The sequence below is a fragment of the Bacillus sp. NH11B genome, from assembly GCF_001884205.1.
In the GTDB taxonomy this organism is placed as follows: Bacteria; Bacillota; Bacilli; order Bacillales; family Bacillaceae_G; genus Bacillus_A; species Bacillus_A proteolyticus.
Genome location: NZ_MAOG01000088.1, coordinates 73,268 through 90,419 on the forward strand (window position 1 = coordinate 73,268; position 17,152 = coordinate 90,419).

The 17,152-nt window shown below is 36.7% G+C and carries 18 protein-coding genes and 1 pseudogene; 6 read left to right on the plus strand and 13 right to left on the minus strand.

The genetic code is table 11. From position 1 onward, the window contains the following. Window positions 1-44 precede the first annotated feature (44 nt). The 6 genes from pfkA to dnaE all read right to left on the minus strand — a co-directional run bounded on the left by pfkA (window position 45) and on the right by dnaE (window position 8,477). Window positions 45-1,004 carry a 6-phosphofructokinase gene (gene pfkA / locus BAU27_RS12630; protein WP_071748285.1) on the minus strand — a complete coding sequence of 320 codons (960 nt, stop codon included), beginning with the start codon at window positions 1,002-1,004 and terminating at the stop codon, window positions 45-47. Window positions 1,005-1,132: 128 nt separating this feature from the next. Next, complete coding sequence (gene accA, locus BAU27_RS12635; protein ID WP_000818790.1) at window positions 1,133-2,107, minus strand: acetyl-CoA carboxylase carboxyl transferase subunit alpha; 975 nt, start codon at window positions 2,105-2,107, stop codon at window positions 1,133-1,135. Then, on the minus strand, window positions 2,095-2,964 hold the full coding sequence (accD, locus tag BAU27_RS12640) for an acetyl-CoA carboxylase, carboxyltransferase subunit beta (protein ID WP_071748286.1): 870 nt from the start codon (window positions 2,962-2,964) through the stop codon (window positions 2,095-2,097). The genes accA and accD overlap by 13 nt, the downstream gene beginning before the upstream one ends. 185 nt (window positions 2,965-3,149) lie before the next feature. Next, window positions 3,150-3,794 carry a FadR/GntR family transcriptional regulator gene (locus BAU27_RS12645; protein WP_071748287.1) on the minus strand — a complete coding sequence of 215 codons (645 nt, stop codon included), beginning with the start codon at window positions 3,792-3,794 and terminating at the stop codon, window positions 3,150-3,152. Window positions 3,795-3,808: 14 nt separating this feature from the next. After that, window positions 3,809-5,017 (minus strand): NADP-dependent malic enzyme, encoded by a 1,209-nt coding sequence (ystJ, locus tag BAU27_RS12650; RefSeq protein ID WP_165444500.1) that lies wholly within the window; start codon window positions 5,015-5,017, stop codon window positions 3,809-3,811. A 133-nt stretch (window positions 5,018-5,150) separates the two neighbouring features. Next, window positions 5,151-8,477, minus strand: coding sequence for a DNA polymerase III subunit alpha (dnaE, locus tag BAU27_RS12655; RefSeq protein ID WP_071771038.1), 3,327 nt, complete (start codon window positions 8,475-8,477; stop codon window positions 5,151-5,153). Window positions 8,478-8,519: 42 nt separating this feature from the next. On the opposite strand from dnaE, the gene BAU27_RS12660 reads away from it, so the two are divergent. Both BAU27_RS12660 and ytrI read left to right on the plus strand, forming a co-directional pair. After that, window positions 8,520-8,933 (plus strand): YtrH family sporulation protein, encoded by a 414-nt coding sequence (locus BAU27_RS12660; RefSeq protein ID WP_002034291.1) that lies wholly within the window; start codon window positions 8,520-8,522, stop codon window positions 8,931-8,933. Beyond that, complete coding sequence (gene ytrI / locus BAU27_RS12665) at window positions 8,930-9,433, plus strand: sporulation membrane protein YtrI (protein WP_071748289.1); 504 nt, start codon at window positions 8,930-8,932, stop codon at window positions 9,431-9,433. The genes BAU27_RS12660 and ytrI overlap by 4 nt, the downstream gene beginning before the upstream one ends. A gap of 49 nt (window positions 9,434-9,482) precedes the next feature. On the opposite strand, the gene BAU27_RS12670 is transcribed toward ytrI, so the two are convergent. Continuing rightward, window positions 9,483-10,415 carry a DHH family phosphoesterase gene (locus BAU27_RS12670; protein ID WP_071748290.1) on the minus strand — a complete coding sequence of 311 codons (933 nt, stop codon included), beginning with the start codon at window positions 10,413-10,415 and terminating at the stop codon, window positions 9,483-9,485. Between the two features lie 156 nt (window positions 10,416-10,571). On the opposite strand from BAU27_RS12670, the gene BAU27_RS12675 reads away from it, so the two are divergent. Continuing rightward, complete coding sequence (locus tag BAU27_RS12675) at window positions 10,572-10,877, plus strand: YtpI family protein (protein WP_071748291.1); 306 nt, start codon at window positions 10,572-10,574, stop codon at window positions 10,875-10,877. A gap of 7 nt (window positions 10,878-10,884) precedes the next feature. Here the strand turns inward: BAU27_RS12675 and BAU27_RS12680 are convergent, their stop codons facing one another. The 3 genes from BAU27_RS12680 to BAU27_RS12690 all read right to left on the minus strand — a co-directional run bounded on the left by BAU27_RS12680 (window position 10,885) and on the right by BAU27_RS12690 (window position 13,060). Further along, window positions 10,885-11,148, minus strand: coding sequence for a DUF3949 domain-containing protein (locus tag BAU27_RS12680; protein ID WP_071748292.1), 264 nt, complete (start codon window positions 11,146-11,148; stop codon window positions 10,885-10,887). A gap of 120 nt (window positions 11,149-11,268) precedes the next feature. Beyond that, window positions 11,269-11,592, minus strand: coding sequence for a hypothetical protein (locus tag BAU27_RS12685; protein WP_071771039.1), 324 nt, complete (start codon window positions 11,590-11,592; stop codon window positions 11,269-11,271). 154 nt (window positions 11,593-11,746) lie between these two features. Beyond that, window positions 11,747-13,060 (minus strand): CBS domain-containing protein, encoded by a 1,314-nt coding sequence (locus BAU27_RS12690; protein ID WP_071748294.1) that lies wholly within the window; start codon window positions 13,058-13,060, stop codon window positions 11,747-11,749. A 244-nt stretch (window positions 13,061-13,304) separates the two neighbouring features. Here BAU27_RS12690 and BAU27_RS32340 point away from each other — a divergent pair, with 244 nt between their 5' ends. Continuing rightward, the gene (locus BAU27_RS32340; protein WP_071748295.1) at window positions 13,305-13,466 is read left to right on the plus strand and encodes a hypothetical protein; all 162 of its coding nucleotides are present in this window, start codon (window positions 13,305-13,307) and stop codon (window positions 13,464-13,466) included. Between the two features lie 38 nt (window positions 13,467-13,504). Here BAU27_RS32340 and BAU27_RS12700 read toward each other — a convergent pair whose 3' ends face one another. Continuing rightward, window positions 13,505-14,188 (minus strand): metal-dependent hydrolase, encoded by a 684-nt coding sequence (locus tag BAU27_RS12700; RefSeq protein ID WP_071748296.1) that lies wholly within the window; start codon window positions 14,186-14,188, stop codon window positions 13,505-13,507. Window positions 14,189-14,337: 149 nt separating this feature from the next. On the opposite strand from BAU27_RS12700, the gene pepQ reads away from it, so the two are divergent. Then, on the plus strand, window positions 14,338-15,435 hold the full coding sequence (pepQ, locus tag BAU27_RS12705; protein ID WP_071748297.1) for a Xaa-Pro dipeptidase: 1,098 nt from the start codon (window positions 14,338-14,340) through the stop codon (window positions 15,433-15,435). 29 nt (window positions 15,436-15,464) lie between these two features. Here the strand turns inward: pepQ and BAU27_RS12710 are convergent. Together BAU27_RS12710 and BAU27_RS12715 are read right to left on the minus strand one after the other, a co-directional pair. Beyond that, a pseudogene (locus tag BAU27_RS12710) lies at window positions 15,465-15,828 on the minus strand (DUF3221 domain-containing protein). Between the two features lie 20 nt (window positions 15,829-15,848). After that, entirely contained in the window at window positions 15,849-16,226 is a 378-nt protein-coding gene (locus BAU27_RS12715; RefSeq protein WP_083595987.1) for a hypothetical protein, read from the minus strand. A 90-nt stretch (window positions 16,227-16,316) separates the two neighbouring features. Here BAU27_RS12715 and BAU27_RS12720 point away from each other — a divergent pair, with 90 nt between their 5' ends. Next, the gene (locus BAU27_RS12720) at window positions 16,317-17,144 is read left to right on the plus strand and encodes a DUF2785 domain-containing protein (protein WP_071771042.1); all 828 of its coding nucleotides are present in this window, start codon (window positions 16,317-16,319) and stop codon (window positions 17,142-17,144) included. Window positions 17,145-17,152 lie beyond the last annotated feature (8 nt).

The following is a 17,152-nucleotide window of genomic DNA, read 5'->3' on the forward strand; positions in this document are numbered from 1 at the left end:
CCGAAAATTATGAAACCGTTCCCAAATACAAGGCATTAAGCCGATTAGATGGATAATTCTTTAGATAATTGATACATATCTTTATCGATTGTATGCTTTTGAGCTAACGCTTCGATAATGTCATGATCAACAAGTTTATTGTTTTGGATACCTACACAGCGTCCACCTCTGCCATCAATTAGCAATTCAACTGCGCGCGCGCCAAGGCGACTTGCTAATACACGGTCTTGTGCACTTGGTGATCCACCACGTTGTACGTGACCTAATACAGTTACACGAGTATCAAAGCTTGTTGCTTCTTCAATGTGCTTACCGATGTCAATTGCACTTCCAACACCTTCAGCTACAACGATAATACTGTGCTTTTTGCCACGTTCACTACCGCGTTTCAGACGAGCGATAACATCTTCCATGTCATACTCTTCTTCTGGAATTAAGATTGTTTCTGCACCATCAGCTAAACCAGCCCATAATGCGATATCTCCAGCATGACGTCCCATTACTTCGATAACATATGTACGTTCATGAGATGTAGCTGTGTCACGAATTTTATCAATTGCATCAATAACAGTATTTAAAGCTGTATCGAAACCAATTGTGAAGTCTGTTCCAGGGATATCATTGTCGATTGTACCTGGTACACCTACACATGGGAATCCTTGCTCAGTTAATTTTTTTGCGCCTTGGTAAGAACCATCTCCACCAATAACAACAAGTCCTTCAATACCATGTTTCTTTAATTGCTCGATTCCTTTTAGTCGTACTTCTGGGTCTTTAAACTCAGGACATCTCGCTGTATATAATTTTGTACCACCACGGTGGATAATATCGCCAACAGAACCAAGTTCTAATTTTTCAATATGACCAGAAATTAAACCAGCGTATCCATGGTAAATACCATATACTTCAATATCATGGAAAATCGCTTTACGAACAACTGCACGAATGGCAGCATTCATACCAGGTGAATCTCCACCACTTGTTAATACACCAATACGTTTCATTTGTACTCACCTCATAAAGATTATTTGCCTTATAATAAAATAACACGAAAAAATATAAAAACACAATGGAGAAGATGTGTCTTTTCATAATAAAAACGTGCATTCGCGAAGAGGAACGCACGCTTTTCTTATTTTATCCCAATGGAAGCGTTTGAAAACGAAACTTGCCCAATTTTCATATATTTTTCATAACGTTTTTCGATTAATTCATCTTTCGAAATTCCGTTTAATTGTTCAAAAGTTTTTCTAATCATTAAGTCTATATTTTCTGACTGTTTTAAAAGATTACGGTGAGCTCCACCTTTTGCCTCTGGAATAATTTCATCAATTACACCTAATTCTTTCAAATCTGCTGCCGTAATTTTCATTGCTTCTGCAGCTTCCTTCGCTTTCCCCGCATCTTTCCAAAGAATTGCCGCTGCACCCTCTGGTGTAATAACAGAATAAGTGGAATTTTCTAGCATATGAATGTAATCTCCTACTCCAAGACCTAGCGCACCACCGCTACCACCTTCACCGATAACGATACAAATAACAGGTACCGTTAAACCTGCCATCTCAAATAGATTGCGGGCAATTGCTTCACTTTGTCCACGTTCTTCAGCTGCTTTACCAGGATAAGCTCCCTTCGTATCGATGAAACAAATAATAGGACGATTAAACTTTTCCGCTTGTTTCATGAGACGCAGTGCTTTTCGATATCCTTCTGGATGAGGCATCCCAAAATTACGACGAATATTTTCTTTCGTATCTTTTCCGCGTTGATGCCCAATTACAGTTACAGGCATCCCCTTATATTTCGCAATGCCGCCGACAATCGCTGCATCATCACCAAATAGGCGATCTCCATGACATTCAAAAAAATCAGTAAATAAGTGCTCAATATAATCGAGCGTTGTCGGTCGTTCTGCATGACGAGCAATTTGAACACGGTCCCATACTTTCATATTGCCGTATATATCTTCCTCTAAATTTTCTAGCTTGTCTTCCAAAATACGAATCTCCTCACTGAAGTCCATCTGGCTGTTTTTCGTATAGTCTTTCAGTTCACGAATCTTATTTCTTAGCTCAACAACTGGTTTTTCAAATTCTAGCTCTGCCATACAGCCATTTCCCCTCCTTGATGAACTTCTAAAATCTTGCGAAGTGATTCTTTCATATCATCACGATGCACAACCGCATCTAATTGACCATGGTCTAGTAAAAATTCTGCCGTTTGGAAATCCTCTGGTAGCTTCTCACGCACCGTTTGTTCAATTACACGTCTACCAGCAAATCCGATAAGTGCACCTGGCTCTGCAAGATTATAATCACCAAGTGAAGCGAAACTCGCTGAAACCCCGCCCGTCGTCGGGTGAGTCATAACAGAAATAAATAGTCCTCCTGCATTACTATGCTTTTTCAAAGCTACGCTTGTTTTTGCCATTTGCATTAAACTTAATATCCCCTCTTGCATACGGGCACCACCCGAAGCAGTAAAGATAATAAATGGAACTTGTAAGTCGTATGCCTTTTCAACCGCACGGGCAATTTTTTCTCCTACAACAGAGCCCATGCTCCCCATTCGAAAACGAGAATCCATTACTGCAATAACAACAAGCATGTCATCAATTGTTCCTTCACCAGTTACAACCGCTTCATTCAACTCAGTCTTCTTACGATCGTTTTCTAGTTTCTCTTCATATCCTGGAAACTCAAGTGGATTTAATGAAACCATCTCTTTGTCATACTCACGAAATGAGCCTTCGTCCAATATACTATTAAGGCGTTCCCATGCATTCATAGGATGATGATATCCACAGTTCACACATACTTTTAAATTTTTTAGAACTTCTTTCGTATACATGATTTTTTTACATTTCGGACATTTTGTCATAACGCCATCCGGTACATCTTTCCGTACTTGTTCTGAAGGTATTGCAGCGTACTTTTTCTTTTTCACGAATAAATCTCTTAGCACAATTTGACCCCCTTCGTTGAGAGCTAAGGTTAGCGTAAGAAGAAAATGGGGCTAACACCAAAGTTTGATGTTAGCCTTATCTTCTCAATCTGTCTAATAACCTCTCTCTTTACGTTTAACTTTAACCGCTATGCGGTAGAATGTTTGTCATAACGTGTCATGGTCATTTCGACAAATTTTATACATTACGAGTGAAACTGTATATTCTCTACTAATTCATCGTAAATTTTTAGTGCATCATTTTCTTGTTGCTCTTTCAAAGCAGCATAAAGCTTTCTATATATTTCGATAGAATCTCCTGAAATTTCACAAGAAAGCGTTGCAACGTAATCATTTACGATCATCCAAATGCGATAAAGTAAATAATTATCGAATTGTTCAATAAGTGTTTTAAAGAACGTTTGATGGAGCATTGGAATTGAGCTTTCATTTTCTTCAAGCACTTGGTGTAATTTACTTAGCACTTTAGAAAACGTTTCTTTCGGCAAATTACATACAATTCGAATCATATCTTTCTCAAGCAATCGTTTTGTTTGTAATAAATCACGAATTGTTTTCTCATCTTGCAGCAAGAACGGAGCAATTAATTGTACAAGGCCGTTATCGTAAAAGTTTCGAATAAACGTCCCCTCACCACGTCTCGTTTCAATTAACCCTACAAGTTCTAAAGCACGCAATGCTTCTCTTACAGAGGAACGTCCAACGTTTAAGCGTGAACTTAACTCACGCTCAGATGGCAAACGATCCCCCGCTACTAAACCATCCTCTTCCATTATGGAACGGATTTTTTTTACAATTTCGAGATATACTTTTGTATTTGATGATGTCAATGGAAATTCCTCGCTTATTCTTTACCAATCAGCGCTAATTGTTTTGTTTTCTCAGCGACTTCATTTGGATCTACTTGACGGCGAGCTACTCCTGTCTCCATTGCTGCTTTCGCAACGTAAGCCGCTACTTGAGGCGCTACACGCGCGTCAAATGGCGCCGGAATGATATGGTCCGCATTCAACTCATCCTCTGATACAAGCTCTGCAATAGCTTGTACAGCTGCCATCTTCATTTCTTCATTAATTTGTGTCGCATGTACATCAAGTGCACCGCGGAAAATACCAGGGAACGCTAGTACATTATTTACTTGGTTCGGGAAGTCAGAACGACCTGTTCCAACAACAGCTGCGCCCGCTGCTTTTGCCAATTCTGGCATAATTTCTGGAACCGGATTCGCCATTGCAAAAATAATTGCATCGTCATTCATTGTACGAACCATCTCTTCAGTTAATGCACCTGCTGCAGATACACCAATGAATACGTCCGCACCTTGTAAAACGTCAGCTAAAGAACCTTCAATACGATTCTTATTTGTATATTTTGCAACTTCATCTTTCACCGGATTCATACCTGTAGGGCGACCTTCATAGATTGCGCCTTTACGGTCACACATAATAACGTCACGTACACCATAGCGATATAAAAGTTTAATGATTGCAATACCCGCTGCACCTGCGCCATTTGCGACAACTTTAATGTCAGACATTTTCTTTCCAACTAATTTCAGCGCGTTCACAAGGCCCGCTACTGTTACGATAGCTGTTCCGTGTTGATCATCATGGAAGATAGGAATATTTGTTTCTTTTTTCAAACGTTCTTCAATAACGAAGCAGTTTGGTGCTGCAATATCTTCTAAGTTTACACCGCCAAAAGTTGGCTCCATTAATTTTACAGTTTCAACAATTTTATCTACATCGTTTGTATTTAAGGCAATCGGGAATGCATCTACACCAGCAAAGCTCTTGAATAATACAGCTTTACCTTCCATTACTGGAAGAGATGCTTCAGGTCCAATGTTACCAAGACCAAGTACAGCCGTTCCATCTGTAACAACTGCTACCATATTTCCCTTCATTGTATATTCATATACCTTACTTTTATCGTCATAAATTTCTTTACAAGGCTCTGCAACCCCTGGAGAATATGCAAGACTTAAATCTTTTGCATTTTCTACTTTTACTTTTGATACAGTTTCTAATTTTCCTTGATGCACTTTATGCATGTGAAGTGCTTCTTCACGAAGTGTTGACAAACTATCCACTCTCCTCAAATTATTCTTGCTGATATCAATTTCTCCAAGTGGTCTGACCACGAACACTACTACTATAATAATCGAAGTGTAGGGAAATTGTCCATTACATTTTCACAACGACATTTTCGTCGCCGACAATTTCACGAAGTGCTCCCAGACATTCTTCACTCGGATGAATTGATAAACTTCGAGATAATTGTACCATTTTATGTTCCTTTTCATAATAAATTAGTACTTTCGCAAAACCTGAATAGTCAAACAATATTTTTGTAACTTGATTTACAAGCTTTTTTTCATATTGAGACGGCAATTTCACGTAAACAGATGCGTATTTCATTTCTTCATAAACATCCATTTCTTCCAGCGGATATACTCCATTCACAATCCATTGCAACTTATGGTTTCTGTTCTCGATCGTACCATCAACTAAAACAATTGCCCCTTCTTGTAACCTGTCCGAAAAATGTATATACGTTTCCGGAAAAATAACGGCTTCCATTTCATCATTTTGATCACAGAATGTAATAAACGCCATCTTTTGCAACTTTTTCGTACGAATCACTTTTACACTTGTTATATATACGATCGCTCTTTGTACTTTTTTCTTATGTCGCATCGCCTGAGCGAGAGATGGGATTTCTAATTCTTTTCCTAACTTCGCATACTGCGCTGTCGGGTAGCTAGATAAATAAAAACCGAGGGCTTCTTTCTCTTTATTTAACTGTTCAATAAAGGATAGCTCTTCTCCTTGTACATATTTTGATTTTGGAACAGCATCTCCTAAATCACGTGCAAGGTTCGCGTACTCTAGCGCTCCTTTAAGACTTTTCCATAAATTCGTTCTCGAAACACCAAAATCGTCAAAACATCCCGACCAAACAAACGCTTCTAAATTTCGCTCCGTTACAAACTTTGATGGCATACGAAGACAAAATTCAAATAAATCTTCGAACATTTTCCCCTCACGTTCTTCGAGTAACGCCGTCACTGTAGCCATCCCGATATTTCGAATTGAAAGTAAGCTGTAACGTATCGCATTCCCTTCTATTTGGAAGTTATAACCACTTCTCTGAAGAGACGGCGGCAAAACATGAAACCCTTTTCGTTTCGTTTCTCGTATATACTGCACAATCTTATCTTCATTTCCAATTGCACTTGATAATAGTGCTGTCATAAATTCCAGCGTATAATTCGCTTTTAAGTAGGCAAGCTGATATCCGATCATACTGTAAGCTACAGCGTGACTTCGGTTAAAACCGTAATTCGCAAATCTTACAATTAAATCGTAAATTTGTTCTGAAGCCGTCTCATCGTATCCATTTTTCAAACACCCTTGAACAAAATGCTTACGTTCTTGATCTAAAATATCACGATTCTTTTTACTCACTGCACGGCGCAGTAAATCCGCTTCTCCAAGCGAAAACCCGGCTAACTTCGATGCAATTTGCATAATTTGCTCTTGATATACAATTACGCCATATGTTCTTTCTAAAATCGGCTTTAAGTCTGGATGTAAATATTCAATTCGTCGTTTTCCGTGCTTCGATTCAATAAAGGTTGGAATTTGTTCCATCGGTCCCGGTCTGTATAACGAGTTAACAGCAACTATATCTTCAAATTCATTCGGTTTTAACCCACGAAGCACATTTCGCATACCACCTGATTCAAGCTGGAACACACCTGTTGTATCCCCTCTTCCTAACAATTGAAACGTTTTTTCATCTTGAAGAGGTAAATTTCTTATATCAATGTGTTTCCCCGTTTTTTTCACAATAAACTTTATAATATTTTCAAGTAACGTTAAATTACGTAATCCTAAAAAATCCATCTTGAGCAACCCAAGCTCTTCTAATGCATCAGCTGGATATTGCGTAACATAAACATCGTTATGCCCTTCTTGAATTGCTACACTTCCCGTTAACGGTTCTTGACTCATAATAACGCCGGCTGCATGAATAGACGTATGACGCGGTAATCCCTCTACACGTTTTGCGATTTCAAACACACGCTCATGCAAAAGATTCCCTTGTATAAACTCGCGGAGTGACTGAGATTCCTCATATGCATCTTTTAACGTTATACCAAGCTTTGATGGGATAAGTTTTGAAAATATATCAATATCTCTTGGCGGAAGCCCCATTACGCGAGCGATGTCCCTAATTGCGGCTTTCGCTGCAAGAGTTCCGAACGTTACAATTTGAGCAACACGAAGCTGACCATATTTATCTTTCACATATCGAATCATCTCATCACGTCTTATATCTGGAAAATCAATATCAATATCTGGAAGTGTCACACGTTCAGGATTTAAAAACCTTTCAAATAGTAAGTCATATTCAATCGGATCAATATCTGTAATTTCTAATACGTAAGAAACGAGTGAACCAGCTGCCGATCCACGTCCTGGTCCTGTTAAAATATGATTTTCATGTGCGTATTTCATAAAGTCCCATACGATGAGGAAATAGTCACTAAATCCCATACTAGAAATCACATGTAATTCATGATTCAAACGCTGTATATGTACTTCTTTCGGCGTACCATATCGCTTACGCAAACCTTCTTCACAAATACGGCGCAAATACGTATCATTCGTCTCGTTAGATGGAACAGGAAATTTCGGTAATTGATTTACATGGAAAGGAATTTCTACTCGGCAACGCTCCGCGATTTTTATTGTATTTTGAATCGCTTCCTCAGCATGAGAAAATAGTGCTTCCATTTCATCCGATGACTTTAAATAATACTGATCCGTTTTCATTCTCGGCCTATCTGGATCAGTCATTTTTGTTCCGCCTTCAACAGACAATAAACATTCATGAACGAGTGCATCGCTTTGATTAATGTAGCGCACATCATTTGTTGCAACGACTGGAACGTTTACCTTATTAATAAATTCAGGCAGCTTTTCTTGTAAAAGCAGTTCATCTTGAATCGCATGATGCTGCAAACTTATATAAAAATTGCTGAACATATTTTGATACGTATGAGCTACTTCTTCAGCCTGACTCTCTTTGTCTTCTAATAATAACTGTTCAATCTCTCCGTCTTTCCCTGGTGAAATTGCAATTAATCCTTTCGCATAATGAGCCAGCCATTTCTTTGGAATACCCTCTTTTGACTTCGTCATAATGCTGCTAGAAATTTTCAATAAATTTTGATAGCCTATTTCATTCTCAGCAAGTAAGACGAGTGGATAAGACTTTTCTTCTTCTTCACTAAAAATAGAAGCTGTTAAGCCGATAATAGGCTGTATACCATTTTTCTTGCATGCTTTATAAAATGGAATAACTCCATACATAACATTTTCATCTGTAATGGCCAGCGATGAAAATCCAAGATCTTTCGCCCGAATGACAAGCTCATCAATTTTACAAGCACTTTTTAACAAACTAAAAACGGTTTGACATTGTAAATGCACAAACTTCACTGTTGTACCCTCTCTTTACCTATTTGACTACTTTTATTATAGGTGATGAGGAAAGCGGAAATCAAAACATACTTCTCATACTTTGTCCATATATATGAAGAAGAAAGGGGAATGACGATGGATGTAAGAGAACATACTTTTTTCTCTCTGCTTATTATTAGTTACTTTATTGCCTTTGGAGTTATACTTGGGGGTTCATTAATTGGCGGATTTGGTGCATTTCTCATTGGAAAACCAGCTCTAACTTATATTAATCAATTTGCCCAAAATTTAAGAATTTGGGCACTCGTTGCAGCGATTGGTGGAACGTTCGATACCTTTTATAGCTTTGAAAGAAGCTTCTTTGGCGGAGATATGAAAGATATCGTAAAACAAATTCTCCTTATTTTTTTTGCAACTGGTGGTATGCAAACTGGTCTTATTATTATTAAATGGCTGACGCAGGAACATGTATGAGAGTACCAAGTGCCAATACAGCCAAAAGATGGTATTTAGTTTTAGCAGGTGCTGCTGTTGGAGGCGTTTTGAGCTGGTTTATTTTTTTGTACATATATGGTGTTTTTCAGCAGGAACAAGCTAGTAAAATAGCGGAACAAAGAGAAATTATAGAAAAGCAAGAAGCAAAACTCCACGTCCTTCTCGAAGATCAAGAGAAATTGAATACAGAAAATAAGCGGCTCTTAACAATTCAAGAAATTAAAATAAAAATTATAAATCGAGAAAAATATGATTTAGACAACCTTACACTCGAAAACATGACCACTTCTATCCATAATGATCTCCAGCATCTTTTAACGAAAAACATTCAAAGCATCGCAAAAAATAAGGACCTACTCAAAAAAGTGATCGAAAATAAAACGTACAAACATTACGATCGTATATATCGCTTTAAAGTAGACACAGTCTCTTTTGATACCGTACTGGAAATTAGTATTGTTATAGAGAAAGAAAAATAAAGAAGGAGGGCCTCAGCGCCCTCCTTCTCTTTCGTCCAACATCCAATTTTTATCTACACAGCTCACGTAAATCAGCAAAAAGACGATCCGCTTCTTCCCAAGAAGATGCTTTTGCACCAGAAGCCATCGGATGTCCTCCGCCATTATATTGCATTGCTAATTTATTTATCACTGGTCCTTTTGAGCGAAGACGAACACGAATCACATCGTCTTCCTCTAAAAATAGAACCCATGCCTTTAATCCGTCAATATTACCAAGTGCTCCAACAACGCCGGATGCCTCAGAAGGAAGTACATCAAACTTTTCTAATACTTCTTTCGTTAATTTAATGTAAGCTGCCCCTTCTTCTACCATCGTAAAGTTTTGTAAAATATAACCGTTTAAACGAGCAATCTTTTCTTTCGTCTTATACATTTCATTGTATAAATCTGTGAATTTCACATCCATATCAACAAGCTCACTTACGTAACGAAGTGTTTTTGCTGTTGTATTCGGGAATAAGAAACGACCTGTATCTCCAACAATTCCTGCTAAAATAAGGCGGGCTGCTTCTTTTGTTATTTTTAATCCTTTATCTTTTCCATAGTTATAAAACTCATAGATCATTTCACTTGTAGAACTCGCTGTCGTATCTACCCACGTAATATCTCCGTACGGATCTTCATTTGGATGATGATCAATTTTAATTAACATCTTCCCTTTTGTATAGCGTTGATCATCAACACGTTCTTGGTTTGCTGTATCACAAACGATAACAAGCGCATTTTCGTATACACTATCTTCAATATCATCCATTACTCGTAAATATGCTAATGACGGTTCATTGTACCCAACCGTATAAATATTTTTCTCTGGAAACGATTCTTGTAGAATTGTACTAAGACCGCCCTGTGAACCTAATGCATCTGGATCCGGACGTACGTGACGATGAATAATAATCGTATCAAACTCTTTAATTGCTCCTAAAATTTGCTCATGCATATGTATAATCTCCTTTTTATTCAACTTCTTCACTTTATCCCCCATTATAACGGAAAATATTTCATACATGCGAACAATTGCTTTATAATAAAAGTTAGAAAGTTTAGATATTTCTTTTTCTTTGCCATTTTATACGAAGTGATGGGAGTGTGCATTATGCCAGTATTAGTCTTTTGTATTATCGTCTCATTTATGTTGTATCTTTTCTATAAAACAAAATTCTTTCGTACAAACCGTCCGATGGAGAAAGGGTGGCTCTCCGGAAAATCCGCAATGGCACTCGGCTTATTCGTCCTATTTTTCGGGATAAACCAATTCTTTTTAGAACTTTCAACTGCCCGTATTATTGTTGGTATTTTGTTTATTTTATTTGGCAGCGTGAGTACATTTAATGGATTCCGCCAATATAAACACTTTCTACCATTGGCAGTCAAAGAAGCCGAATCTTATAAAACAACGTAAAAAAGCATCAATATTGTGATGCTTTTTTACGTCCCTTAACTTTCAAAATCATATATGCAACAAACGCAGATGGTATATTAAAGGGATTGCCTTGTACGTGAAAATGTAATTGTTCTTCCTCAAAAGACATTTTTTCATATAGTTCTCGCTGAGATAATCCTGTTCGTTTCTTTTTTTCATGTAAACCTTGTAAGTATAAATACTGAAGCGGTATCATCACAAGAAAGTAAAATAGTGCGATTCCACCAAAAAAGAGTAATTCTGATGACATAAGGCATACCACCTTTCGAAACCCATTATCTTACAATACAATCATAACATAGTATAAACTCCAATTAAATTAATATTCTGTTTTTTAACCATATAATTACTTCCCCACATATGTATCCTGCTACTTCTTTGTCTTCCAGCTAAAATCCTCCCATATCTTTAGCAACAGCTTCAAAACCCAATAAAACAAAATAAAGTTAAAGAAAAACCCTAATGGATTAAACCAGACTTCCCAACCACTATAATAAACAAACGTTTCAGCTGGTACACCAAAATAAAGAAAATCAGACTCATTTTCTCCTACTATAGGAATAAAGGCGCCAATACTTGCGAAAATCAAACTTACAAAATACAATTTCTTTTTAATAACATTCATTCTTCTATGTGTTAATACATGAACAATTATGATACATACGACAACTAAAAAGAAAATTACCCCTCCCATTCAGCACCCCCTTATCGGTACGACATTTCCCCAACTTCAAATTGCGTATTATTTCTACTATGAATATGAAATAATACGCAATTTATTTTCTTTTTTTATTCTATCCTTTCAACAAAAAAAGATGGAACAAATCAAAACGATTTGTTCCATCTTTTTATTTATCGATTAACTGCACCATAAGTAACGCTTTCCCGACAACATTACCTTCATGATGCACTTCTACATCAACCTTACCAAATTTACGTCCAATTTCTAATACTTTCGGATGAACAGATACAACATTATCAATTTGAACTGGTTTTACGAAATAAATTGTTAAGTTCTCAACAATTAAATCGCTCTTCTTTTGCGCACGAATAACGCGATTCGTTGCTTCCGTCACAATCGTTGCGAATACACCGTAAGATAGCGTTCCGATTGAATTTGTCATTTGCGGTGTCACTGAAAATTGATATAAATGCTCATTTTTCGCTTCTTTCGGCGTCATAAATTGATTCGTTACAATATCATCGATTGTTTCACCGACTTGCGGTTGACGCTGAATCATTTGCAACGCCTGAAGTACATCTTGACGGCTAATAATCCCTTGTAGTTTATTTCCTTCATCAACAACTGGAAGTAACTCAATACCCTCCCACACCATCATACGCGCCGCAGCTGCGACGGACATTTTTCCATTCACCGTAATTGGATGCTTTGTCATTACTTTATCAATTGGCGTTTCTTTTGCAACACCAATCATATCCTTAGAAGTTACAATACCTAATACCTTTTTATTTTCATCAACAATCGGATATCTTCCGTGCATCGTCTCTTCGTTATACGCATGCCATTGCTGCACTGTATCATTTGGTTTTAAATATAACGTTTCTTCAATTGGCGTTAAAATATCTTCAACGAGTACAATTTCTTTCTTAATAAGCTGATCGTAAATCGCACGGTTAATTAGCGTTGCGACCGTAAATGTATCGTAACTACTTGAAATAATCGGCAGTTTTAATTCATCTGCTAATTTCTTCACATGATCTTCCGTATCAAATCCGCCCGTAATTAACACTGCTGCCCCAGCTTCTAGTGCTAATTGATGTGCGTTCGTACGGTTACCGATGATAAGTAAATTCCCTGCTTCTGTATAGCGCATCATCGCTTCTAATTTCATAGCCCCGATTACGAATTTATTTAATGTTTTATGTAGTCCTTCTCTGCCTCCAAGTACTTGACCATCGACAATGTTAACGACTTCTGCATATGTCAGTTTTTCGATATTCTCTTTCTTCTTTTGTTCAATTCGAATTGTTCCGACACGTTCAATTGTACTAACATACCCTTTATTTTCTGCGTCTTTAATTGCACGGTAAGCTGTCCCTTCACTTACACCTAAATCTTTTGCAATTTGCCTCACAGAAATTTTATGCCCTACTGGCAGGCTATTAATATGTTCTAAAATTTGATTATGTTTGGTAGCCAAATGGTTTCACCATACTTTCTTTTCCCTAAATTCTTCATGTGTTGTATTTTCAGTATACTATATTTTCAAAACTGTTACACTCTCTCTTTCTATACCTGTACTATTTTTTTTATAACAAAATGCTCCTTACATTACACCAGTCGTTCTATTACAACAATGTAATGGTATTGTCATCTCGTTCGATAGTTTGTCCAGACGCTTCAATATACAATTAAGACAAGAAATGAAACAAAGGAGCGGATAAATGATGAGAAAATTTTTAGAGGTTATAGGTGCTGTATTTTTAGCTTTCGTGGATGGAAAAAAAGTTGCGATGGAATTGAATGAAACACCTGAACAATCACTTCCAAAAAGAAAAGAATCACCAAAGCAACCACAAGCTTTCAAAGCTATACTGAACACGTAAAAACCCTTCACTTGTCTTTTCAAATGAAGGGTTTCTTTTTATAATGTAATACTTTCTCCAGCTTCTAATACTTTCCCTGTACAATTTTGTAGTTTTTCTACAAATTGATATGGATCTTGTTCGATAACTGGGAACGTATTGTAATGCATCGGTACAACTGTTTTCGCACCAATCCATTTTGCAGCTAAAACAGCGTCTTCTGGTCCCATTGTGAAATTATCGCCAATTGGTAAAAATGCTACATCAATGTTATTCAGTTCCCCAATTAATTTCATATCAGAGAATAGAGCGGTATCTCCTGCATGGTACAAAGTTTTCTCTTCTGCTGTAAATAAAATACCCGCTGGCATACCTGTATATGTAATCGTCTTATTTTCTTCATCAATATAACTAGAACCGTGGAATGCTTGTGTAAACTTCACTTTGCCGAAGTCAAATTCATGCGAGCCACCAATATGCATCGGATGTGTATTTACACCCTGCCAACTTAAAAATGTCGCTAATTCAAATGGTGCTACAACAACCGCATTATTTTTCTTCGCAAGCTCTACTGTATCTCCAACATGATCACCATGTCCATGCGATAAAAGAATCGCATCAACTTTTACATCTTCAGCCTTTAAATCTGTTTTCGGATTTCCCGTTAAAAATGGATCAATTAAAATAACTTTTCCATTCGTTTCAATCTTTACAACTGAATGCCCGTGATAAGATACTTTCATTATTACATTCCTCCCCTATTCACATTCACACTTTTTATTCTACATGATTTCTTAATTCCCTGTCTTTTCTAACATCTATTTACTTGTCATAACGCTTTCATCCGATGTAAAGTTATATTTGTAATTAAATATCTCGGGGGTGCCAATCGATGAATGCTAGATTAGAAAATTTAATGCAATGGCTAAAAGAAAAAAACGTAGAAGCTGCGTTCTTAACTTCTACACCAAACGTTTTCTACATGACGAACTTCCACTGCGAACCACATGAAAGACTACTTGGTATGTTTGTATTCCAAGAAAAAGAACCTATTTTAATTTGTCCTAAAATGGAAGAAGGTCAAGCCCGTAACGCTGGCTGGGCACATGAAATCATCGGATTTACCGATACTGACAAACCATGGGATATGATTGCAAAAGCAATTAAAGACCGCGGTATCAATGCAACTGCAGTTGCAATTGAAAAAGAACATTTAAACGTAGAACGTTACGAGGAATTAACAAAATTATTCCCAAATGCAGCTTTCAAATCAGCCGAAGAGAAAGTTCGCGAGCTTCGCTTAATTAAAGATGAAAAAGAACTTTCTATTTTACGCGAAGCAGCTAAAATGGCAGACTATGCTGTTGAAGTGGGTGTAAATGCAATTAAAGAAGATCGCAGCGAGCTAGAAGTATTAGCAATTATTGAACACGAATTAAAAACAAAAGGCATCCATAAAATGTCATTCGATACGATGGTATTAGCAGGTGCAAACTCTGCCCTTCCACACGGTATTCCAGGTGCGAACAAAATGAAACGTGGCGATTTCGTACTATTTGATTTAGGTGTAATCATTGAAGGCTATTGCTCTGACATTACACGTACAGTAGCATTCGGTGAACTTTCTGAAGAACAAACTCGTATTTATAACACTGTACTTGCTGGACAACTACAAGCAGTTGAAGCATGTAAACCAGGCGTTACACTTGGCGCAATCGATAATGCTGCTCGTTCTGTTATCGCAGATGCAGGTTACGGAGACTTCTTCCCACACCGACTTGGTCACGGACTTGGAATTAGCGTTCACGAATATCCAGATGTAAAAGAAGGCAACAATTCTCTATTAAAAGAAGGTATGGTCTTCACAATCGAACCAGGTATTTACGTACCAAACGTAGGTGGCGTTCGTATTGAAGATGATATTTACATCACAAAAGACGGATCAGAAATTTTAACGAAATTCCCGAAAGAATTACAATTTGTGAAATAAGAAAAAGGCAGCGTAATTGCTGCCTTTTTTTATTTCTCTACTATTTCAAATTTCTCTACTATCATTTTCGCTGGATAACTTTCAAGTATTTTAGAAGACCATACTTTTATTTTATCCCCTGTTTTTAATTGATTATATGCGTCTTTATCCTTAAAGCTCAACACTATATCTGATGGATGTTCTTTCTTCATTTGTTGTTCTATATAATGTTGCAACTCTACTTTTGTTTCAAACGTTTTATCACCGACAAAAAACACCGTGTCATTTCTTAATACAATATATCCTTCTTTAGGTATTACTTTTACCGCTACTTGTTTTGTAGTACACGCTGATAATACGAGTAGAAATACACTTAAAAAATATATATATAGAAATTTTCATATACCTATTCATTCCTAACTCCTTATCCTACACTATTTCCACTTTAACACCATCTTCTCTTCATACTTATCATCCCATTTAATCACAATCTCTATCGGTTCATCTTCAGATAAAGGCGCGCAACTTACACAAGAAGACTTCATTTCAACCTTTGCTCCTTTATGATTTTCTGACGTTTGTGTCATTGTACTAAAGGCTCCATTAATAGCAATCTCTAAATTTTTCAATTCTGTATTTCCATTTCCGCCTTTATATTGAAACGTAAACATGCCATCTTCACTGTCATCCTTAATATGGCCTTTATATTGCCCCTTCCAACTTTTACTCTCGCTAGAAAAAGTAACATATGAAATTGAGCAACTTCCTAAAAAGAAAATACTAATAAAAAAGAATAATGCTCTCTTCACAATGTCCCTCCATTCAAAAGCACTTATTTATTGTCTATTTCTTCCTCTTATTATACTATTAAAATACAGAATTTTCTAAAATAGGAGGTTTATATGTTACAACAACAGTTAGAAGAAATTCGTAATAATAATTACATAATTAATAACACCCTTAACATTGATTCTTTAAGTTCCAGTATGCTTGAACATATCGGTGTTACTGATAGCTATTTAAGGGACAAACTTATTTACTCTACTTTTTATCATCTCATCAAAAGGGACTACCTATCACACACACAATTACAGAAACTTTTATTAGAAAGCATCAGTGAAAAATATTTATTGTATAAAATTCATTCAGATGACGAAGATGCTGTATTTACCCGTGCATTTACAACATTATTAATCGCACTCATTATTGATGCTGATACAAATCATAATTTCTTATCACAGACTGATCTTTTACATGTAAAAGATCAATTAATTCTATATATGAACAATGAACATGATTTCCGTGGATATGTGAAAGACTACGGCTGGGCACATAGCATCGCTCATGCTTCTGATACATTTGAGGCGATTGTTCATAGTCCTAAACTGGAAATTTCACATTACGAAGAGATATTACAAACTTTATTACACAAAGTTTGTGTCCATTCTATTTACTACAAATATGAAGAAGACGAGCGTCTCGTTTATCCAATTGTCGCAATGCTACAAAATGGTCTAAAGGAAGAAGTACTCATATTAGCCCTTCATGACTTAGTAGCTCAATTACCCGTCAAAAAACAAACACTACATATTAAATCGTACGAGTTTCTATACGGAAATATAAAATCTTTCTTACGTAGCTTATTTTTCAGACTACGCACGCTTTCTATATGTGATAAAACCGAATACGAAATTGAAAAATTGCTCCAAGAGCTTCCAAAATATTATTAAAAAAGAAG